The 18,555-nt window shown below is 69.9% G+C and carries 21 protein-coding genes; 14 read left to right on the plus strand and 7 right to left on the minus strand.

Features of this window, described 5'->3' with window-relative positions:
- The first annotated feature begins 5 nt into the window (after positions 1-5).
- On the plus strand, positions 6-1,451 hold the full coding sequence (locus ASD79_RS17070; RefSeq protein WP_056723725.1) for an alpha/beta hydrolase: 1,446 nt from the start codon (positions 6-8) through the stop codon (positions 1,449-1,451).
- Between the two features lie 158 nt (positions 1,452-1,609).
- Here the strand turns inward: ASD79_RS17070 and ASD79_RS17075 are convergent, their stop codons facing one another.
- From ASD79_RS17075 to ASD79_RS17085, 3 genes are all read right to left on the minus strand, one after another.
- Entirely contained in the window at positions 1,610-2,350 is a 741-nt protein-coding gene (locus tag ASD79_RS17075) for a GNAT family N-acetyltransferase (protein WP_082584996.1), read from the minus strand.
- A 322-nt stretch (positions 2,351-2,672) separates the two neighbouring features.
- A complete protein-coding gene (locus ASD79_RS17080) occupies positions 2,673-2,876 on the minus strand; it encodes a cold-shock protein (RefSeq protein WP_056723728.1) in 204 nt (67 codons plus the stop codon).
- A gap of 176 nt (positions 2,877-3,052) precedes the next feature.
- Positions 3,053-3,682, minus strand: a complete 630-nt coding sequence (locus ASD79_RS17085; protein ID WP_056723731.1) for a TlpA disulfide reductase family protein — start codon at positions 3,680-3,682, stop codon at positions 3,053-3,055.
- Here ASD79_RS17085 and argH point away from each other — a divergent pair, their 5' ends adjacent.
- The 3 genes from argH to lysA all read left to right on the plus strand — a co-directional run bounded on the left by argH (position 3,683) and on the right by lysA (position 6,832).
- The gene (gene argH / locus ASD79_RS17090) at positions 3,683-5,107 is read left to right on the plus strand and encodes an argininosuccinate lyase (RefSeq protein WP_156400549.1); all 1,425 of its coding nucleotides are present in this window, start codon (positions 3,683-3,685) and stop codon (positions 5,105-5,107) included.
- Positions 5,086-5,418 (plus strand): hypothetical protein, encoded by a 333-nt coding sequence (locus tag ASD79_RS17095; RefSeq protein ID WP_056723733.1) that lies wholly within the window; start codon positions 5,086-5,088, stop codon positions 5,416-5,418. The genes argH and ASD79_RS17095 overlap by 22 nt, the downstream gene beginning before the upstream one ends.
- 148 nt (positions 5,419-5,566) lie before the next feature.
- Positions 5,567-6,832, plus strand: a complete 1,266-nt coding sequence (lysA, locus tag ASD79_RS17100; protein ID WP_056723735.1) for a diaminopimelate decarboxylase — start codon at positions 5,567-5,569, stop codon at positions 6,830-6,832.
- Positions 6,833-6,956: 124 nt separating this feature from the next.
- Here lysA and ASD79_RS17105 read toward each other — a convergent pair whose 3' ends face one another.
- Together ASD79_RS17105 and ASD79_RS17110 are read right to left on the minus strand one after the other, a co-directional pair.
- Complete coding sequence (locus ASD79_RS17105) at positions 6,957-7,484, minus strand: phosphoribosyltransferase (protein WP_056723738.1); 528 nt, start codon at positions 7,482-7,484, stop codon at positions 6,957-6,959.
- A gap of 11 nt (positions 7,485-7,495) precedes the next feature.
- Positions 7,496-8,431 carry a DUF3426 domain-containing protein gene (locus tag ASD79_RS17110; RefSeq protein ID WP_156400550.1) on the minus strand — a complete coding sequence of 312 codons (936 nt, stop codon included), beginning with the start codon at positions 8,429-8,431 and terminating at the stop codon, positions 7,496-7,498.
- Positions 8,432-8,514: 83 nt separating this feature from the next.
- Between ASD79_RS17110 and ftsE the strand changes: the two genes are divergently transcribed.
- The 5 genes from ftsE to ASD79_RS17135 are packed head-to-tail and all read left to right on the plus strand — an operon-like array spanning position 8,515 to position 11,970.
- A complete protein-coding gene (gene ftsE, locus ASD79_RS17115) occupies positions 8,515-9,258 on the plus strand; it encodes a cell division ATP-binding protein FtsE (RefSeq protein WP_156400551.1) in 744 nt (247 codons plus the stop codon).
- On the plus strand, positions 9,255-10,148 hold the full coding sequence (locus ASD79_RS17120) for an ABC transporter permease (protein ID WP_056723742.1): 894 nt from the start codon (positions 9,255-9,257) through the stop codon (positions 10,146-10,148). The genes ftsE and ASD79_RS17120 overlap by 4 nt, the downstream gene beginning before the upstream one ends.
- The gene (locus ASD79_RS17125) at positions 10,145-10,777 is read left to right on the plus strand and encodes a YdcF family protein (protein ID WP_056723745.1); all 633 of its coding nucleotides are present in this window, start codon (positions 10,145-10,147) and stop codon (positions 10,775-10,777) included. The genes ASD79_RS17120 and ASD79_RS17125 overlap by 4 nt, the downstream gene beginning before the upstream one ends.
- A complete protein-coding gene (locus ASD79_RS17130) occupies positions 10,774-11,484 on the plus strand; it encodes a 1-acyl-sn-glycerol-3-phosphate acyltransferase (RefSeq protein WP_056723747.1) in 711 nt (236 codons plus the stop codon). The genes ASD79_RS17125 and ASD79_RS17130 overlap by 4 nt, the downstream gene beginning before the upstream one ends.
- A 15-nt stretch (positions 11,485-11,499) precedes the next feature.
- Positions 11,500-11,970: a hypothetical protein gene (locus ASD79_RS17135; RefSeq protein WP_056723749.1), complete on the plus strand. Its 471-nt coding sequence runs from the start codon at positions 11,500-11,502 to the stop codon at positions 11,968-11,970.
- On the opposite strand, the gene ASD79_RS17140 is transcribed toward ASD79_RS17135, so the two are convergent.
- A complete protein-coding gene (locus tag ASD79_RS17140; RefSeq protein WP_056723750.1) occupies positions 11,964-12,542 on the minus strand; it encodes an aspartyl/asparaginyl beta-hydroxylase domain-containing protein in 579 nt (192 codons plus the stop codon). The genes ASD79_RS17135 and ASD79_RS17140 overlap by 7 nt on opposite strands.
- Positions 12,543-12,605: 63 nt before the next feature.
- On the opposite strand from ASD79_RS17140, the gene ASD79_RS17145 reads away from it, so the two are divergent.
- Entirely contained in the window at positions 12,606-13,835 is a 1,230-nt protein-coding gene (locus tag ASD79_RS17145; RefSeq protein ID WP_056723753.1) for an aspartyl beta-hydroxylase, read from the plus strand.
- On the opposite strand, the gene ASD79_RS17150 is transcribed toward ASD79_RS17145, so the two are convergent.
- Positions 13,832-14,377: a gamma-glutamylcyclotransferase gene (locus ASD79_RS17150; protein WP_056723754.1), complete on the minus strand. Its 546-nt coding sequence runs from the start codon at positions 14,375-14,377 to the stop codon at positions 13,832-13,834. The genes ASD79_RS17145 and ASD79_RS17150 overlap by 4 nt on opposite strands.
- Before the next feature lie 29 nt (positions 14,378-14,406).
- Here ASD79_RS17150 and ASD79_RS17155 point away from each other — a divergent pair, with 29 nt between their 5' ends.
- The 4 genes from ASD79_RS17155 to ASD79_RS17170 all read left to right on the plus strand — a co-directional run bounded on the left by ASD79_RS17155 (position 14,407) and on the right by ASD79_RS17170 (position 18,553).
- Entirely contained in the window at positions 14,407-15,417 is a 1,011-nt protein-coding gene (locus ASD79_RS17155) for a DUF2125 domain-containing protein (RefSeq protein ID WP_056723756.1), read from the plus strand.
- 228 nt (positions 15,418-15,645) lie between these two features.
- Positions 15,646-16,446, plus strand: coding sequence for a chorismate mutase (locus ASD79_RS17160; protein ID WP_056723758.1), 801 nt, complete (start codon positions 15,646-15,648; stop codon positions 16,444-16,446).
- 46 nt (positions 16,447-16,492) lie between these two features.
- Positions 16,493-17,614, plus strand: coding sequence for a histidinol-phosphate transaminase (gene hisC, locus ASD79_RS17165; RefSeq protein WP_056723760.1), 1,122 nt, complete (start codon positions 16,493-16,495; stop codon positions 17,612-17,614).
- A complete protein-coding gene (locus ASD79_RS17170; RefSeq protein WP_056723761.1) occupies positions 17,615-18,553 on the plus strand; it encodes a prephenate/arogenate dehydrogenase family protein in 939 nt (312 codons plus the stop codon).
- Positions 18,554-18,555 lie beyond the last annotated feature (2 nt).

An 18,555-nucleotide genomic window follows, 5' to 3' on the forward strand; every position in this document is an offset into this window, starting at 1 on the left:
TTCGCATGCGAAAGATGATCTGGGGCGCGGCCCTCTCGGCCAACCTGGCGGCGGGTCTGGCGGCGGTGGCCCTGGCGAGCGGCGCCCACGCCGCCGCGCCGAAGTTCCTGCCCGGCGCCTGCGCCGGCGACTATACCGGCGTCGCCAACCGGATCGAGTGCGGGACCCTGGTGGTCGACGAGACGCGCGGCGGTCCGGGCGTGCGGCGCGTCGCCCTCCCCGTCGCCATCGTCAGGGCCAGCGCGCCCAAGGCGGGCGCCGTGCCGGTCATCTATCTGCACGGCGGTCCCGGCGGCGGCACGGCCGAGCGCGTCGCCCGCCAGTTGCGCGGCGCGGCCGGTCGCGAACTGGTCGCCGTCGACCAGGACTGGATCTTCTTCGACCAGCGTGGCGGCGGCCTGTCCCAGCCTTCGCTCGACTGCGGCGAAGTCGCCCTGAACGACGCCGGCCCGCTGAACGACGCCGCCGCCCAGGAGCTGGTCGCCTGCTCGGAGCGGCTCCAGGCCTCGGGCGTCGACCTGTCGCGCTACAATGCCGAGGAGGTGGTCAAGGATATCCAGGACCTGCGCCAGACCCTTGGCCTCAAGCAGGTCGACTTGCTGGGCGTCTCCTACGGCACCCGCATCGCCCTGGCCGTCGTCAAGCACGACCCGCGCGGCGTACGGGCCGTGGTGCTGGACTCGCCCTGGACGCCGGAGGCCAAGTGGGCCGAGGGTGGGCCGGAGATGGTGTCCGACGCGGTGAAGGAGATCTTCAAGCGCTGCGCCGCCGACGCCGCCTGCGCCGCCAAGTATCCGCATCCCGGCGCCGACCTCGACACCGTCGCCAACCGCCTGCTGGCCGGTCCCCAGACCATCAACGGCCGCGTCTACGCCGCCGACGACCTGGGCGGCTATCTGATGGACGCGGCCTATAGCGGCCCGGACGCCCGGGCCCTGCCCGCCACCGTCGCCAAGTTCGCGGCCGGCGACATGACCGCCCTGGCCGAGCAGATGGAGGGGCGCAGCGGCTATGCCGAGGCCCAGCACCTGACCCATCTGTGCAAGGAGGAGTTCCCCTTCGAGAGCGAGGCGAAGATGCGGGCCGGCGCCCAGCGCGACCCGGTTTCGCGCCTGCTGGAGGCCTCGATGGGGCGCTATTTCGCGGTCTGCAAGGCCTATCCGGTCGGCACGCCCGACCCGGTCGAGGCCCAGCCGGTCAGCAGCGCCCTGCCGACCCTGTTCCTGGCCGCCGAGATCGATCCGGGCTGCCCGCCGGCCGTGGCCAAGGCGGCGGTCGGCCGCTTTTCCAAGGGCCAGCTGTCGATCATCCCCAACACCACCCACGGCGTGTCGCGAAACAGCGCCTGCGCCCGCAAGATGATCCGCGCCTTCCTGGCCGACCCCAACGCCCCGATCGACCAGAGCTGCCTGCATCCCGAGCATGATCGGTTCGTCTTCGATCTGGACTAGGTACGCTTCAGTCCCTCCCCCTGTGGGGGAGGCGGCCGAAGGCCGGTGGGGGGAGGCTTAGGATCGCCGGTCCGGGTTGTGGCCATCGGCCGATCATTCCCCCCTCCGTCGGCTTCGCCGACACCTCCCCCACAGGGGGAGGACTTGACGCCCCCCCTTCAATCCTCCGCCACCCAATACCGATACCCATAGGCCGGCAGGAAACCCAGGTCGCCGTAGAGCGCGATGGCCGGGGCGTTGTCGGCCTCGACCTGGAGATAGGCCCACCGCGCGCCCAGAACCGAGGCTTCGTGCAGCAAGGTCGCCAGGATCCGCCGCGCCAGCCCCCGGCGGCGATGGTCCGGCAAGGTCCGCATGCCGAAGATCCCGACCCATTCGCCGTCGATCGCGCTGGCTCCCAGGGCCGCGGTCTCGCCGTCGAGGTCCAGGCGGGCGAAGCGGGCGGGCGCGGGGATGCGCGCCAGGGCGTCCAACCGTTCGCGGGCGTCGGCGGCGTTGCCGGCCGCGCTGGCGGCGAACACCGCCTCGAAGGCCGGATCGGGCCGGTCGGACAGGATCGCGGCGGCCGGCGCGCCGCCGACCACCTCCCCCACCATCACCAGCGTATCGTGGACGGGCCGGTAGCCGCGCGCCGCCAGGTGTTCGGACAGGTTGGCCGGGACTACCGCCCCTTCGGCCAGCTTGAACCGGGTCGGCAGGCCCCGCGTGGCGTAGAACGCCTCGACCGCGTCGATCGCCTCGTCGACCGGCCAACCGGGGTCGCCCAACGGCCAGCAGGCGTTGATGCGCAGCGACCAGCCGTCCGAGGCGTTCAGCCGCCAGCCGCCCAGGGCGGCGCTCTCGCGCGCGGGCCACGCCCGGTCGGCGACGGGCTCGAGAAGGCGGGGATCGACGATCATGACGCCTCAATAGCAGACGGGCGCCGGTTGCTTGCAACCGACGCCCGTCAAATCTCGCGATAGGCCGAAAAACCTAGAGCGTTTTCAAGCGAAGTGGGTACCGGTTCGCGTGAAGAAAACGCGTCAAAACAAAAGACTAGCGCGCCCGGCCTGATGCAATCAGGTCGGGAAACGCTCTAGGCTCTGTGGACAGTTGAGCGGTTTGGTCCAGGAAGCGCCGTGCGTCCTTTCAGCAACAATGCTCCTCATCCTGAGGTGCGTAGCGTAGCGAAGCCTCGAAGGACGCACCGCATCACCCTTCAGCGCTTACTGTCCACAGCTCCTAGAGGGGCTTCAGATTGTTGGCCGCGATCTTGCCGCGCTCTTCGGCGGTGTCGAAGCTGACCTTCTGGCCTTCGTCGAGGCTGCGCAGCCCCGCGCGTTCGACGGCGCTGATGTGGACGAACACGTCCTTGCCGCCGTCATCGGGCTGGATGAAGCCGAAACCCTTGGTTCCGTTGAACCATTTCACCACGCCGGTCGCCATATCGAAGTCTCCTAGACCAAAGCCGATCCGATGCCCGGACATCGCGGGCGGGTAACAATCGCAGTTGTCCGGGTAGCGGTAGCAGGCCCAAATCCAGGATTGCGCGGCAGATTGGACACGGCCCTGTTGAGGGGTCAATTCAAAAAACGCCGATATGCTTAAGCGCGCATTCGGCTTCAATGCTCGGCCAGCAGCGCCTCGACCAATCCGTGGGCTTCGGGGCTGGACCAGTCGGCGTCGCCCGACAGCCGGGCCCGCTCACGGCCCTGCTTGTCGTAGATCACGGTGGTCGGGTAGCCCTGGGCGCGCGGATCCAGTTCGAACGACAGCTTGTAGCCGGGGTCACGATAGACCTGCAGCGGCGCGTTGGCCGTCATCTCGGCCCGCACCAGGTTGAGGTCGCTGTCGCGGTCGACGCTGATCGGCAGCACCTTCAGCGGCTGGGTCGCGTAGCTGGCCTGGAGTTTCGCCAGGGTCGGCATCTCCTTCTTGCAGGGCGCGCACCAGGTGGCCCAGAGGTTCATCACCACCACCTGGCCCTTGAAATCGGCCAGGGTCAGTTCCTTGCCGGCCCCGTCGGTGAACACCGTGGCCGGTTGGCCGCGCGGCTCGGCGGGCACTTCCAGCTTCTCTAGCGACGCTTTCTTGAATTCCTTGAGGTCGACGACGCCTGCGGGTTTGAACGAAGCCGAGGCGATGACGTATAGAACCGCCGCGACGCCGATCAGCAGAACGGCGCCGATCGCCCACTTCAGCGGGCTGCGCTTCGGCGCCGCCTGGTTCTTGTCCGACTGGATTTCGCTCATATGACCGACAACGCCTCCGATAAGCCCCAGACCGCGACGGGCGGACAGGGCCAAGCCATGTGGGGCGGCAGGTTCTCGGCCAAGCCGGCGGAGCTGATGCAGGCGATCAATGTCAGCATCGGCTTCGACAAGCGCCTGTGGGCGCAGGACTTGGCGGGCTCCCGCGCCCATGCCCGGATGTTGATTACCCAGGGCGTGATTGCAAGCCAGGACGGCGAGGAAATCCTCAGGGGCCTGGACGCCATCGAGGCCGAGATCGTCGCCGGGACCTTCCCGTTCCGCGACGAGTACGAAGACATCCACATGAACATCGAGGCGCGGCTGCGCGAGCTGATCGGCCCGACGGCCGGCCGGCTGCACACCGCCCGCTCGCGCAACGACCAGGTGGCGGTCGATTTCCGCCTGTGGGTCCGCGAGGCCTGCGACCGTTCCGCAGCCCAGCTCGAGGCTTTGCAAAAGGCGCTGGTCGCCCAGGCCGAGGCCTATGCCGACGCCCTGATGCCGGGCTTCACCCACCTGCAGCCGGCCCAGCCGGTGACCTTCGGCCACCACCTGATGGCCTATGTCGAGATGTTCGGCCGCGACGCCTCGCGGTTCAAGGACGCCCGGGCCCGGATGAACGAGTGCCCGCTGGGCGCCGCCGCCCTGGCCGGTTCGCCCTTCCCGATCGACCGTCACGCCACGGCCGCCGCCCTGGGCTTCGATCGGCCGACCGCCAATTCACTGGACAGCGTCTCGGCCCGCGACTTCGCCCTGGAGGCCCTGTCGGCCGCCTCGATCGCCGCCACCCACCTGTCGCGCCTGGCCGAGGAGATCGTGCTGTGGACGACGCCGATGTTCGGCTTCATCAAGCTGACCGACGCCTTCACCACCGGCAGCTCGATCATGCCGCAGAAGAAGAACCCCGACGCGGCTGAACTGATCCGCGCCAAGGTCGGCCGGATCCTGGGCTCGCTGACCACCCTGACGGTGGTGATGAAAGGCCTGCCGCTGGCCTATTCCAAGGACATGCAGGAGGACAAGGTCCCGACCTTCGAGGCCTTCGACGCCCTGGAGCTGAGCCTGCTGGCCATGGCCGGCATGGTCGCCGACCTGACGCCGAACACGCAGAAAATGGCCGCCGCCGCCGGCGCGGGCTTCTCCACCGCCACCGACCTGGCCGATTGGCTGGTCCGCACGCTGAACATGCCTTTCCGCGACGCCCACCACGTGACAGGCTCGGCCGTGAAGGCGGCGGAGATCAAGGGCGTGGATCTGGCGGAACTGGCGCTGGCCGACTTGCAGGCGATCGAGCCGCGCATCACTTCTGATATCTACACCGTGCTCACGCCCGCCGCCTCGGCGGCCAGCCGCATCAGCTATGGCGGGACCGCTCCCGCCCAGGTTCGCGCCCAGGTCGCGCGTTGGAAGGAACTGCTCGGATGATCCGTCCCCTCGCTTTCGTGACCCTGGCCGCGCTGGCCGTGTCGTCCATGGGCCTGGCGGCCTGCGGCAAGCAGGCCGCGCTCGAGCGTCCGGCCCCGCTGTGGAACGCCCAGAAGAAGGCCGCCTTCGAGGCCGAGCGCCGCGCCGGTTCGGCCCAGGCCAACCAGCCGGCCCGCCCCGGCGGCGTCCAGGAAAACATGGACCCGGCGTCGAGCAACCGCACCAACCGCGCCGCGCCGCTGGGCGGCACCCAGACCGACCCGTTCGGCGGCCCCTCGGCCGCCGGCTTCCCCGGCGCGACGAAGAACTGAGACCCTCGCCCTGCGTCCTTCGAGGCTCGCCTGCGGCTCGCACCTCAGGATGAGGCAGTCCGCACAAAGCTCCTCATCCTGAGGCGCCCGCGCAGCGGGCCTCGAAGGACGCAAGGCGCTTGAAGAAAATCGCCAGGAAAGCCCTGAAGTGAACCATTTCGAATACGGCCCCGAAGGCCTCGCCTGCGAAGGCGTCCCGCTGGCCCGCATCGCCGACGCGGTCGGCACGCCGGTCTATGTCTATTCCCGCGCCACGCTGGAGCGGCACTACACGGTGTTCCGCGCCGCCCTGGAGCTGGCCGGGATCGTCGACCCTTTGATCGCCTATGCGGTGAAGGCCAATTCCAACGTCGCGGTGCTCAAGGTGCTGGGCGACCTGGGGGCCGGGGCCGACACGGTGTCGGAGGGCGAGGTGCGTCGCGCCCTGGCGGCCGGCATCCCCGGCGAGCGGATCGTGTTCTCCGGCGTCGGCAAGAAGCGCGGCGAGATCGCCTTCGCGCTGCAAGCGGGCGTCGCCGAGATCAACGTCGAGTCCGAGCCCGAGCTGAACCTGATCGCCGTCGTCGCCGCCGAGCTGGGCGTCAAGGCCAAGGTGGCGTTCCGGGTCAATCCCGACGTCGCGGCCGGCGGCCACGCCAAGATCGCCACGGGCAAGTCCGAGAACAAGTTCGGCGTGTCGTTCGCCGAGGCCGCGCGCCTCTACGCCAATGCCTCGAACCACGCCCATCTCGAGCCGATCGGCGTGGCCTGCCACATCGGCAGCCAGATCACCGACCTGACGCCCATGCGCCAGGCCTTCACCAAGATGCGCGGCCTGGTCGAACAACTGTTGGGCGAGGGCTTGCACGTCGAGCGCCTGGACCTGGGCGGCGGCCTGGGCGTGCCCTATTTCAACATGCCCGAACCGCCCTCGCCCGCCGACTTCGCGGCCATGGTCGCCGAAGTGACGCAGGGCCTGCCCGTGACGCTGGCCTTCGAGCCGGGCCGGGTGATCGCCGCCAACGCCGGGGTGCTGGTCAGCGAGGTGATCCACGTCCACGAGCGGCCGGAGGGCAAGCGCTTCCTGGTCATCGACGCGGCGATGAACGACCTGATCCGCCCGGCGATGTACGACGCCTTCCACGACATCCGTCCGCTGACCCCGCGCACGGGGGAAACGAACTACGACGTCGTGGGGCCGATCTGCGAGACCGGCGACACGTTCACCCGTGATCGCGCCTTGCCGCCGTTGGGGGCGGGGGATCTGGTGGCCTTCATGTCGGCGGGCGCCTACGGCGCGGCCATGGCCAGCGAGTACAACACCCGGCCGCTGGTCCCCGAGGTGCTGGTCGACGGGGACAGGTTCGCGGTGATCCGCGCGCGGCCGTCGTATGAGGAGATGCTGAGCCGGGACGTGGTGCCGGACTGGGTTTAGAAATTCCTCCCCCTTTGGGGGAGGTGTCGGCGCAGCCGACGGAGGGGGGAGTTTGGCGAGGTGGGCCTGCTCCCCCCACCGGCGCTTCGCGCCGCCTCCCCCACAGGGGGAGGATTAAGGTCGATCAGTCCATCGCCCCGATATACGGCAGCCCACGGCTCTTGCCCTCATCGTCCAGGCCGTAACCCACCAGGTACCGGGCCGGCGCTTCCCAGGCCACGAAATCGGGCTCGATGCGCGGCTTGGGCCAGGGCTTGCGGGCGAAGACGGCGGTCAGGACTTCGCTGGCGCCGGCGTCCTTGACCAGGCGGGCGGCCTCGCCCAGCGACAGGCCGGTGTCGAGCACGTCGTCCAGCACCAGGGCGCGGCGGCCGATCAGTGGGCGCTGCAGGTCGGCGCGGACCTCGCAGCGGCCCGAGCTCTTGCGCTCGTCATGGTAAGAGGCCAGCCACAGGGCGTCGAAGCGCACGTCGCGACCGGCCCGCCACAGCGCCCGGGTCAGGTCGGCGGCGAACCACAGGCCACCGGTCAGCAAGCAGACGGCGACGGTGTCGTTGTCGATGCGCGGCGCGATCAGCTTGGCCAGGGCTTCCACCCGCTCGGCGATCTCTTCTTGCGAGATCAGGACTTCGGGGGCGGCGCGATCGGTCATTTCAGGATTCTTCAGTGGTGGTCGGCCGGGGCCGGTTCGACCGCTCCGGTCTCATGACCTGGGGGCTCCTGTCCAGCCCCTTGCGCCGCGTCGGCGTCGGCCGGGGCGCCGGCGGCGATCTCGGCCGGCTGGTCCTGGGCCCCGCGCAGCGAGGGGGCCTGGTGGTCGGAAACCTTCTCCAACCGGGGCGCGGCGCCGGCCGCCCTGGCCGCGCCGGCTTCCAGGGCGAAGCCGATTTCCAGGATCTTGGCGGTCTTGGGCGGGTCCAGCAGGGTCACCGAGAAGTGCCGGGTCTGGCTGGGCGGGATCATCGGGTCGGCGGCGGCGGCAAGCTTGCCGGCCACCCGCTTGTCGTGGGCGTTGAGCAGGGCCACCCGCAGCGGCGGGGTGGCGACCGTATGGTCGGTGATGTTGCGCAGAATCCCGGTGATGGTCACGGCGGCATGGCCGTCCTGCATCGACGGCTCGGCCTTCAGGTTCTCGATCACCAAGCCGACATTGTTCACCGGCATGCGGGCGAAGGCGTAGGCTCCGGCGGTGCTGGGCCACAAGTGGGCGACGTTCATCCGGAACACGCCGGCGGCCACCAGGATGACCACCATCACCGCGACCATGCCGCCCCAGATGACGCCGGTGGTCTTGGCTTCCCTCAGCCGGCGCTCGGCGTCGGCGCGGGCCCGGAACACCTTGGGCAGTTCCTCGCCCGGCAGGGCGCTGACCGGGGCTTCGGGGTCGTCGGTGGCATTGGTCGCGCCGTCCAGCGCGGTCAGGTTCGGTTCGGCGGCCAGGTCGGCGGCCGACGGCTCCTCGAACAGGTCCAGGGCTTCTTCGTTGCGGGCCGTCCAGCGGTGGCCGCAGGCCGCGCATCGCACGACACGTCCAGCCGAGCCGACCTTGGAGTCATCGACGAAATAGCGGCTGGCGCACTCGGGACAGGTCAGTATCATGGCCGCGAATCGGACGCTCCCCGCTCCTACCCACGAGGTCGCCGATTTTGCCAGCCATGTCCACAAGCCCCAGCGACACACCCTTGCGCATCGACGAAGATCCGGACGATGACTCCGTCCCCGTCGTCCGCTTCGAGGGCGTCTCGATGCGGTATGGACGAGGGCCGGAAACCCTGAGCGACCTCGCCTTTTCTCTACACCCAGGGTCTTTCCATTTCCTCACCGGCCCGTCGGGGGCCGGCAAGAGTTCGCTGCTCAAGCTGATCTACCTGGCCCACCGTGCGTCAAGGGGTCGCGTCGAGCTGTTCGGCCGCGACGTCAGCCTGGTCAAGCCCGAGGACCTGCCGTTCCTGCGCCGCCGCATCGGCGTGGTGTTCCAGGAGTTCCGGCTGCTGGAACACCTGTCGGTGTTCGACAACGCCGCCCTGCCGCTGCGCATCTCGGGCCGCAAGCCGGCGACCTATCGCGACGACGTGGCCGAGCTGCTGCAATGGGTAGGCCTGGGCGACCGCATGCACGCCCTGCCCGCCACCCTGTCGGGCGGCGAGAAGCAGCGCCTGGCCATCGCCCGCGCCGTGGTCGATCGGCCCGACGTGCTGCTGGCCGACGAGCCGACCGGCAATGTCGATCCGGCCATGTCGCTGCGCCTGCTGCGGCTGTTCGTCGAGCTCAACCGCCTGGGCACCACGGTGCTGATCGCCACCCACGACGAAGACCTGGTGGCCCGCGCCAACCGCCCGACCCTGCACCTCGAAAAGGGCCGCCTGGTCGATTTCGGCGACTCCGGCGACGGCTATGATGAGGATTACGCGGGGGGCGGGGCATGAGCGAGGGCTTCACCGTCGCCCGCTGGAAGCCGGCGCCGCTGCTGCCGCCCCGCGACGCCCGCGACGGCTCGCTGGTGTTCGTGGTCGCGGTGCTGTGCTTCCTGGCCTGCCTGACGGCCCTGGCCGCCCTGGCTTCGACCCGCGCCGCCACCGGCTGGACCGCCCAACTGACCGGCTCTGCCACCGTCGTGGTGCGCCCGCGCTCGGGCGAGACCCCCGACAGCGCCGCGGCCCGCGCCGCCGAGACCCTGTCGGGGGTCAAGGGCGTCACCGAGGCCCGCGCCCTGCCCAAGGACAAGGCCGAGGCCCTGCTCGAACCCTGGATCGGCCGCGAGGCCCTGATCGCCGACCTGCCCGTTCCGCGCCTGGTGACCCTGGACCTCGACGCCAGGGCCCCGGCCACGGCCGCCACGCTGGCCAAGGCGCTGAAGGAAGCCAATGTCGACGCCGTGGTCGACGACCACAGCCGCTGGATCGCCGACATCGAGCGCGCCGCCCGCCTGGCCCGCTGGGCGGCGATCGGCGTCTTCGCCCTGATCGCCGCCGCCGCCGGGGCGGTGATCATCTTCGCCACCCGCGCCGCCCTGACCGCGCGTCACGACGTCATCGAGGTCCTGCACTTCTCGGGGGCCGAGGACAGCTTCATCGCCAGCCTGTTCCAGAACCGTTTCGCGGGCATGGCCTTCATCGCCGGCTTGCTGGGCGGCGCGGGCGCGGCCATCATCGGCGCGGCGGCGCGGCTCGCGGGGGGCGGCCAGGGACTGACTCCGGTCTTGCCGCTGGCCTGGATCGATCTGCTGGCGCCCCTGCCCTGCCCGTTGGTGGCGGCGCTGGTGGCCGGGATCGCGGCCCGCGCCGCCTCCCTGCGCCTGTTGAGAGCCATGCCATGAAGAGCATCGCGGCCCTGCTGATCCTGGTGATGGTCTGGTTCGTGGGCCTGCTGGCCTTCACCAGCCGCGTCGACCAGTCCACGCCGCCCGCTGAACCGCCCGTCTCGGACGGGGTGGTGGTGCTGACCGGCGCGTCCAACCTGCGGCTGGAGGCGGCGACCAAGCTGTTGGAAGCCGGCAAGGGCAAGCGGTTGCTGATCTCCGGCGTCAACCGCGAAGCTTCTCGCGAAGACGTGCTGGGTGTCACCAAGGCCGTGCGGCCGATCTACGAATGCTGCATCGACCTGGGCTACAGCGCGGCCGACACCATCGGCAACGCCAGCGAGACCGCCGAGTGGGCCAAGGCCAAGGACTATCACAGCCTGATCGTCGTCACGGCCGACTACCACATGCCACGCTCGATGCTGGAACTGCGGGCGACCATGCCCGACGTGACGCTGCACCCCTATCCGGTGGTCACCGAGAGCCTCAACGCCCACCGTTGGTGGAAAGGCGGCACGAGCGCGCGGCGCATGACCGTGGAATACTGCAAGTACCTGGCGATCCTGGGCCGTGAGGCGTTCCTCAAGCTGGGTCCGAAGGAGAAGGCAGAACCCCCGACGGGCGAAGCAACGAAGGAAGCGTCTTGATCTATCTGCGTTCATTCCTGTTCCAGCTGTATTTCTGGGTGTGGTCGGTGTTCACCACCCTGTGGATGCTGCCGTTCCTGGTGCTGCCGCGCAAAGCCACCATCTGGGCGCTGCGGGTGTGGGCCAATGGGCTGATCCTGGGATTGCGCGTGCTGGCCGGGACCAAGGTCGAGGTGCGGGGCCGCGAACACCTGCCGGCCGGTCCAGCCCTGATCGCCGCCAAGCACCAGTCGATGTTCGACGTCTTCGCCCAGTTCGCCCTGCTGCCCGACGCCTGCCTGGTGATGAAGAAGGAACTGCTGCGCGTGCCGCTGTTCGGCTGGTACGGGCTGAAGGCGGGGATGATCGTCGTCGACCGCGCCGGCCACTCCATGGCTCTGAAGAAGCTGGTGCGCGACACCGTCGACCGGATGAAGGAAACCCGCCAGGTGGTGATTTTCCCCGAAGGCACTCGCGGCGATGTCGGGGTCGGCGGCGACTACAAGCCGGGCATCGCCGCGCTCTATCGCGAGCTGGACCTGCCGGTCACGCCCTTGGCCCTGAACTGCGGCGTCCACTGGCCCAAGGGCTTCCTGCGGCCACCGGGCACGATCGTCTTCGAATACCTGCCCGCCATCCCCGCCGGCCTGAAGCGCGGCGAGTTCATGCGCGAGGTCCAGACCCGCATCGACGCCGCCACCAAGGCGTTGGAGGACGAAGGGCTCTAGGAGGAGCAACAACGGATGAACGCCAGACACGTCGCGGCGATCGCCGCCATCCTCTTCGCCGGGTCGGCGGCGCCAGCCACCGCCGCGCCCAAGGCCTGCGCGCTGTTAGCGACCGACCAGACACAAATCTCGCAGGCGATCCGCTCCATTTTCACCGCGCTCGCCAAGGATGACGAGGCCGGCCTCGGCGCCGCCACTTCGTCCGGCTTCTATGCCTACGAAGGCAAGCGGGTCACGGGCCCCGAGCTCGCGGCGCTGATCCGCAAGGCCCACGAGGCGGGGCGAATCTACGAATGGAACCTGGGGCCCATCGACATCCACGGCGGATGCGACGTCGCCTGGGCGGCCTGGGAAAATCACGGACGGGTCGGCGACGCCACGGGGATGAAACCGATGACCTGGCTGGAATCGGCGGCCCTGCACCGCGACGGGTCGCGTTGGGTGGTGGACTTCCTGCACGCGACGCGGGTGGCGCCGGCTCAGTAACCGGCGGCGTCGCGGAGCAACCGCCTCACCCAGTCATTGACCACCGCGTCCAATACCAGGTGCACGCGGTCCTCCACGCCCCGATTGGCCACGCTGTGCGGATCGGACAGCCGTAGGTACCAGGCGCTGCCCGGCGCCATGACGACCCGCGCGCCGTTCAGCCGGAATTCGACCTCGGGATTGGTGGTGATCGGAATGTGGATGCGCACCGCGCCCTTGGCGACGTCGAGATCGTTGTCGCTATGCTCCTTGATCACCGAACCGGGGGTCAACCGCATCAGGCGGACGCTCTGGACCTCGCAGGCGAAGGCGGCCAGGACCTCGCGGAAATAGCCGCAGGCCGCCAGCATCGGGGTGTCCTCGAACGCCGTGGCCGTCGGGTCCGAATAGATCATCATGACCGGATGGCTGGCCCCGGCGACGCCGCGCAGGGGGATGACGCTCCAGTCGCCCTCGTAGTTTTGGGTGACGAAGTGCGAAATCCAGTCGACCGACGAAAGCCTGTCGAGATCACCGCGCAACAGGACGGGATCGAACGACAAAGGCAGTTGTAGTCGATCGGGAAACACCATCCTCTCCCCCTAGTCTTCCGTATCTTCCGCGACCAGCCCCACAAGCGCCGACCGGGAACCCCGATGCTTCCAAACCCTGGCCCCGGAAACCCTGGCCCCAGACCTGGCGCGCGCGACGCCCTGGCCCGTCTCCATACGCTGGTTCTCCAGGACGCCATCCTCCAGGAACGGCTGGGCGCCGTCGAGGATGTTCCCGCCTTCATCGACCGGGCCGTCGAGGCGGCGCGGTCCCGCGATATCGGCCTGGACGCCGACGACCTGAACGTTCTGCTGCGGAGAGACCCCCTGGGCCTGGACCGCCTGGCGCGGCCGGCGCTCATCGACGACTTCACGCCAATGCCGGGCTGGCTTCCGACCGAACTGTCGTGGGATGGCGTCCAGCACACCGTCGCCTGGGCCTGGTTCGGCCGGCGCCGCCTGGTCGAGCCCTTCTTCGAGGGCTCCTTGCGAAGCGTCCTGCAGCAGCCGTTCAACCGGCTGTTTCGCTTCCGCACGCCGCTAGCCCAGCTCGATGCGTGGCCCGCCAGCCTGCCCACCCTGCGGCCGGATGGCTTCATCTTCCACATGTCGCGTTGCGGTTCGACCCTGGTCGCCCAGATGCTGGCGAGACTGGAGGCCCATGTCGTGGTGTCAGAGGCCCCGCCCATCGACACCGTCGTGCAACTGGACCGTCTGGCGTCCCAGCCCGGCGACGAGGCCCACGCGGCCCTGCTGAGGGCGATGATCGGCGCGCTTGGCCAGGTCCGCGACCCCGGCCAAAGCCGCTATTTCGTCAAGCTGGACAGCTGGCACACCCTGGCCCTGCCGCTGTTTCGCAAGACCTTCCCCGGCGTGCCCTGGGTGTTCCTCTATCGCGACCCGGTGGAGGTGCTGGTCTCCCAGGCCCGCCAACGCGGCATCCAGATGGTGCCGGACTATGCGCCGCCCGGCTTCTACGGCCTGGACCTGCCGGACGGCGTTCCCGACGATGACTATTGCGCGCGGGTCCTGGCCGTCGTCTGCGAGGCCGCCTTGCGCGGCCACGCCGAGGGCGGCGGCCTGCTGGTCAACTATGCGCAGCTGCCTGACGCGCTGCACACACAGATCCTGCCGCATTTCGGCATCACCGGCACGACCGCCGAGCGTCAGGCCATGGACCTGGCGGCGCTGCGCGACGCCAAGCTCCCGCAGGTCGCCTTCGCGCCGGACTCGGGACGCAAGCGGCAGGCGGCGACCGCGGCGATCGCCGCCGCCAGCGACCGGCATCTGGCTGAGATCTACCACCGACTCGAAGCGTTGCGCCTGGGAGACTAGGCGACGGCTTCCCGCGCCTCGACCATCTTGAGCAGGGTCTCCATCGCATGGTCGCGCACCCCGTCCTCGCGCAAGTGCAGGACGAGGTCGCGCAGGTAGTCGATGTTGCGCCCCGACAGGCCCGTCGCTCCGGCGATCAGTTCGCACTGCTGATCCAGCGTCAGGGCCCCCGCCCATTGGCCGTGGTTGCGGTCCGACAGGAAGACCAGGGCCGGGGCTCTGCCGTTTCCGTCGATCCGCACCTCGGACCAGGCCTCGAAATAGGTCTCGGTTGGCTGCTCGCGCTCGCGCAGATAGTCATAGACCTCGGGCCAGGCGCTCCCCGCCACGCGGTAGGCCGCGCCGCGCACCGCGCCGCCCGGAGCCAGGCCCAGCACCAGGCCGGGCCGCTCATAGGTGCCCCGGTGGTGCACCGAATAGATGCAGAAGGCGCGGCGTCGCCCATGGAGCACGGCCGTTCTTCGCTCTATGAACGGGAACCCGGGCCGCCACATCAGCGATCCATATCCGAACACCCAGCGGTCTTCGCTGTCCGTTGCCATTACTCTTCCCGACCGGAGCCGCTTCTTCCATGACCCATAACGCCGCCGCCCCGTCCCGCAAGCCCCGGCGTCGTGGTCTGTGGGCGCCTTTCGTGGTGCTGGCGATCATTGTGCTGGGATGGAGCATCGGCTGGCTGTGGCTGCGCGGCCAGGCCGAGCAGCGGATGGACGCCACCGCCGTGTCGATGAAGACCCGCGGCTACGACCTGTCGTGGAAGAGCCGGACCTTCAGCGGCTACCCGTTCCGCATGGACGTCCGCCTGACCGACGCGCGGGTGGCCGAGCCGTCGGGCTGGGCGCTGCGGGCCCCGGAACTGAAGGGCGAGGCCCTGGCCTACGACATCGGCCACTGGGTCGTGGTCGCCCCCGCCGGCGTGGTGATGACCCGGCCGGTCGGCGGCGACGTGGCGATCACCGGCCAGGCCCTGCGGGCCAGCTTCGCCGGCTTCGACCAGTATCCGCCGCGCATCGCGGTCGAGGGCGCCCACCTGACCTTCACCCCGGCCCCCGGCGCCGCGCCCTTCCCGCTGCTGTCGACGGCCCTGCTGCGGCTGCGCGTCTACCCGGGTCCGGACGACCAGGCCGCGGTCCAGTTCAAGGCCGACGGCGCCAAGGCCCGCTTTACAGGCCTGCTGGGCCGCATCGCCCAGGACCGCACCGCCGCCCTGTTGTGGGACGCCCGCCTGACCAAGGTCGGCGCCCTGCGCGGGACCAGCTGGGCCGACGCCGTACGCGACTGGTCCCAGGCCGGCGGCGCCCTGACGGTGCGGCAGGGCAAGCTGACGGCGGGCGAGGCGCTGCTGGAGGCCAAGTCCGGCGACCTGACCGTCGGGATCGACGGCCGCCTGCGGGGCGCGCTGGACGTCGCGGTCCGCGAGACCCCGACGCCGGGCGAGACCCCGAAGAGCCCCGAAGCCGCCGCCGCGGCGATCGCCCAGGCCCTGGGCCAGGACCCGACCCTGTCGGCCACCCTGCGGTTCGACGACGGCCGCACCCGGCTGGGTCTGTTCGACACCGGACCTTCGCCGCGAGTTTATTGAGCCTGGGGTACTTTGAATTCCGTCTCCCCGGCGAAGGCCGGGGCCCAGGTCAAACCCACGAGCCGCTCTGGATGAATCTGGATCCCGGCCTTCGCTGGGAAAACGGTGGTGGGCAGGTTTTGAGCGAATTGCGATCGATGAACCACGCAAGTTTATTCCCCGCGACCTGCCCTATTGCGCCTCCGGCGGCAAAGTCTATGGTCCGCCCTCCAATTTCGGGGACAAATCATGGGTAGCGACGCAGGCGATGCGACGCCTTCGCTGGACGAGGTCCGATGGCGTATCGACGCCATCGACGGTGAGCTTCTGGCCCTGCTCGACGAGCGGGCGGGCCTGGCCCGCGCCGTGGCGGCGGCCAAGGCGGCGGCCGGCGACACCGGCTTTGGCCTGCGCCCCGGCCGCGAGGCCCTGATCATCCGCAAGCTGCTGTCGACCCCGCGCACCGCCGCCGGCGACGCCCTGGTGATCCGCATCTGGCGCGAGCTGATGTCCGACAGCCTGGCGCGCCAGGGGCCCTATCACCTGACCGTCTGGGGCGGCCGCGACCCAGCCCGCGCCGTGGAACTGACCCGCCTGCGCTTCGGCGTGGCCCCGCCGATGCGGGTGGTCGCCTCCGACAAGGAGGCCCTGGCCGCCGCCAAGACGCCCTGGGGCGTCGGCGTCCTGGCGTTGGCCCCCGACAGCGCCTGGTGGGCCCGTCTGCTGGCCGAGCCCCGCCTGAAGATCTTCGCCGCCCTGCCCTGCCTGGAACGCTGGGGCCCGCAGGCGGCCTTCGCGGTGGCCGAGGTCGAGGTCGAACCGACCGGCGGCGACCAGACCTTCTGGGTCACCGACAGCCCCAAGGCCGTCGACGCCATCGTCGAGGCCCTGGCCGTCGACGGCGTGGCGGCCGAACTGGTCGCCGAGGCGGGCGGGCTGAAGCTGTTCTCGCTGCTGGGCTTCTACCAGGCCGGCGACGAGCGCCTGGCCCGCGCCCCGGGCCATCTGACGGGCGTCATCGGGGCCGCGCCCACCCCGTTCGACGTTTAGATGGGCGACGTGTAAGAACACAGCCTCTCCGCTACCGAGTTCCCCGATGACCGCTCCCGCCACCGACCGCTTCGCCGCGCCCCGCCCCACCCCCAAGCCGGGCGTGCTCGACATCGCCGCTTACGTTGGCGGCAAGTCGAAGGTCGAGGGGATCGCCCATCCGGTGAAGCTGTCGAGCAACGAGAACATCCTGGGCTGCAGCGAGATGGCCCGCGCCGCCTATCGCGACGCCGCCGACCGCCTGCACCTCTATCCGGACGGCAAGGCCACCGCCCTGCGCGCCGCCGTCGCCGCCCACTTCCGCCTGGAGCCCGAGCGCCTGACCTTCGGCGACGGCTCGGACGAGATCTTCGCCCTGCTCAACCAGGTCTATCTGGAGCCCGGCGACAACATCGTCCAGGGCGAGCACGGCTTCGCCGCCTACGCCATCGGGGCCCGGGCCTGCCAGGGCGAGGTCCGCTTCGCCAAGGAGCCGGGCCAGCGCATCGACATCGACGAGGTGGTCAAGTGCGTCGACGAGCGCACCCGGCTGGTGTTCATCGCCAACCCCGCCAACCCGACCGGCACCTGGCTGACCGGCGAGGAGGTCCGCGCCCTGCACGCCGCCCTGCCGCCGTCGGTGGTGCTGGTGCTGGACGGCGCCTATGCCGAGTTCTGCACCGACCCGCGCTTCGAGGACGGCCTGGACCTGGCGCGGAACGCCGAGAACGTCATCGTCACCCGCACCTTCTCCAAGCTGCACGGCCTGGCCGCGCTGCGGGTGGGCTGGGGCTATGGTCCCAGCGGCATCATCGACCCGATCGAGCTCATCCGCCCGCCGTTCAACACCTCGATCCCGGCGCAGGACGCCGCCATCGCCGCCCTGGCCGATGAGGACTTCCAGAAGCGCTCGGTCGCCCTGGTCGAACAGTGGCGGCCGTGGCTGACCCAGCAGCTGGGCGGACTGGGCCTGGAGGTCACCCCCTCGGCCGCCAATTTCGTGCTGGTCAACTTCCCCGACGTGCCGGGCAAGACCGCCCGCGAGGCCGAGGCCTTCCTGGCGTCGAAGGGCTATCTGGTCCGGGCCGTGGCCAATTACGGCCTGCCGGACGCCATCCGCATCTCGATTGGGCTGGAGGCGCAGAACCGGGCGGTGGTGGATCTGATCGCCGCGTTCGTGGGGCGCTAGATGACCCCCCCCGGCCTGATCTATCCGAAAATGACCGTCATCGGCTTTGGCCTGATCGGCGGCTCGATCGTCCGCGCGGCGCGTGAGCACAAGCTGGTCGGCGAGGTCGTCGTGGTCGACGCCAGCCCCGCCCACCGGGCTCGCGTCGAGGAACTGGGTCTGGCCGACACGGTCACCGCCGACGTCGCCGAGGGTGTGGCCGGCGCCGACCTGGTGGTCATCGCCACCCCGGTCCTGGCCACCGCCGACGTGGCCGCGATCGCCGCCGCCGCCATGAAGCCGGGCGCCACCCTGACCGACGTCGGCTCGGTCAAGGCCGGCCCGGCCGAGGCCATGTACGCGGCGGCTCCGGCCGGCGTGCACGTCATCCCCGGCCACCCGATCGCCGGCACCGAGCACTCCGGTCCCGATGCCGGCTTCGCCGAGCTGTTCGAGAACCGCTGGACGATCCTGACCCCGAAGATCAACGACGACGAGGCCTACGCCCTGGCCGTCGCCCGGCTGTCGAGCTTCTGGCGGGCGATCGGGGCCAATGTCGAGCTGATGGACGAGAAGCACCATGACCTGGTGCTGGCCGTCACCAGCCACCTGCCCCACCTGATCGCCTACACCATCGTCGGCAGCGCCGCCGACCTGGAGAACGTCACCGAGAGCGAGGTGATGAAATATTCAGCCGGCGGCTTCCGCGACTTCACCCGCATCGCCGCCAGCGACCCCACCATGTGGCGCGACATCTTCGTGGCCAACAAGGACGCGGTGCTGGAGATGCTGGGCCGGTTCACCGAGGACCTGCAGGCCATGAGCCGCGCCATCCGCTGGGGCGACGCCGACACCCTGCACGACCACTTCACCCGCACCCGGGCCATCCGCCGCGGCATCGTCGCGGCCGGCCAGGAGAGCGCCGAGCCGAACTTCGGCCGCGATCGCGGGAAGCACTGAGG

This window comes from Caulobacter sp. Root655, from assembly GCF_001427665.1.
Taxonomy (GTDB): domain Bacteria; phylum Pseudomonadota; class Alphaproteobacteria; order Caulobacterales; family Caulobacteraceae; genus Caulobacter.

Excerpts from the sequence above, each read along its gene's own strand:
- ASD79_RS17070 (WP_056723725.1), top strand. The coding sequence starts at position 6 with ATGCGAAAGATGATCTGGGGCGCGGCCCTCTCGGCCAACCTGGCGGCG.
- ASD79_RS17075 (WP_082584996.1), bottom strand. The coding sequence starts at position 2,350 with ATGATCGTCGATCCCCGCCTTCTCGAGCCCGTCGCCGACCGGGCGTGG.
- ASD79_RS17080 (WP_056723728.1), bottom strand. The coding sequence starts at position 2,876 with ATGGCGACCGGCGTGGTGAAATGGTTCAACGGAACCAAGGGTTTCGGC.
- ASD79_RS17085 (WP_056723731.1), bottom strand. The coding sequence starts at position 3,682 with ATGAGCGAAATCCAGTCGGACAAGAACCAGGCGGCGCCGAAGCGCAGC.
- argH (WP_156400549.1), top strand. The coding sequence starts at position 3,683 with ATGACCGACAACGCCTCCGATAAGCCCCAGACCGCGACGGGCGGACAG.
- ASD79_RS17105 (WP_056723738.1), bottom strand. The coding sequence starts at position 7,484 with ATGACCGATCGCGCCGCCCCCGAAGTCCTGATCTCGCAAGAAGAGATC.
- ASD79_RS17110 (WP_156400550.1), bottom strand. The coding sequence starts at position 8,431 with ATGATACTGACCTGTCCCGAGTGCGCCAGCCGCTATTTCGTCGATGAC.
- ASD79_RS17120 (WP_056723742.1), top strand. The coding sequence starts at position 9,255 with ATGAGCGAGGGCTTCACCGTCGCCCGCTGGAAGCCGGCGCCGCTGCTG.
- ASD79_RS17125 (WP_056723745.1), top strand. The coding sequence starts at position 10,145 with ATGAAGAGCATCGCGGCCCTGCTGATCCTGGTGATGGTCTGGTTCGTG.
- ASD79_RS17135 (WP_056723749.1), top strand. The coding sequence starts at position 11,500 with ATGAACGCCAGACACGTCGCGGCGATCGCCGCCATCCTCTTCGCCGGG.
- ASD79_RS17140 (WP_056723750.1), bottom strand. The coding sequence starts at position 12,542 with ATGGTGTTTCCCGATCGACTACAACTGCCTTTGTCGTTCGATCCCGTC.
- ASD79_RS17145 (WP_056723753.1), top strand. The coding sequence starts at position 12,606 with ATGCTTCCAAACCCTGGCCCCGGAAACCCTGGCCCCAGACCTGGCGCG.
- ASD79_RS17150 (WP_056723754.1), bottom strand. The coding sequence starts at position 14,377 with ATGGCAACGGACAGCGAAGACCGCTGGGTGTTCGGATATGGATCGCTG.
- ASD79_RS17155 (WP_056723756.1), top strand. The coding sequence starts at position 14,407 with ATGACCCATAACGCCGCCGCCCCGTCCCGCAAGCCCCGGCGTCGTGGT.
- ASD79_RS17160 (WP_056723758.1), top strand. The coding sequence starts at position 15,646 with ATGGGTAGCGACGCAGGCGATGCGACGCCTTCGCTGGACGAGGTCCGA.
- hisC (WP_056723760.1), top strand. The coding sequence starts at position 16,493 with ATGACCGCTCCCGCCACCGACCGCTTCGCCGCGCCCCGCCCCACCCCC.
- ASD79_RS17170 (WP_056723761.1), top strand. The coding sequence starts at position 17,615 with ATGACCCCCCCCGGCCTGATCTATCCGAAAATGACCGTCATCGGCTTT.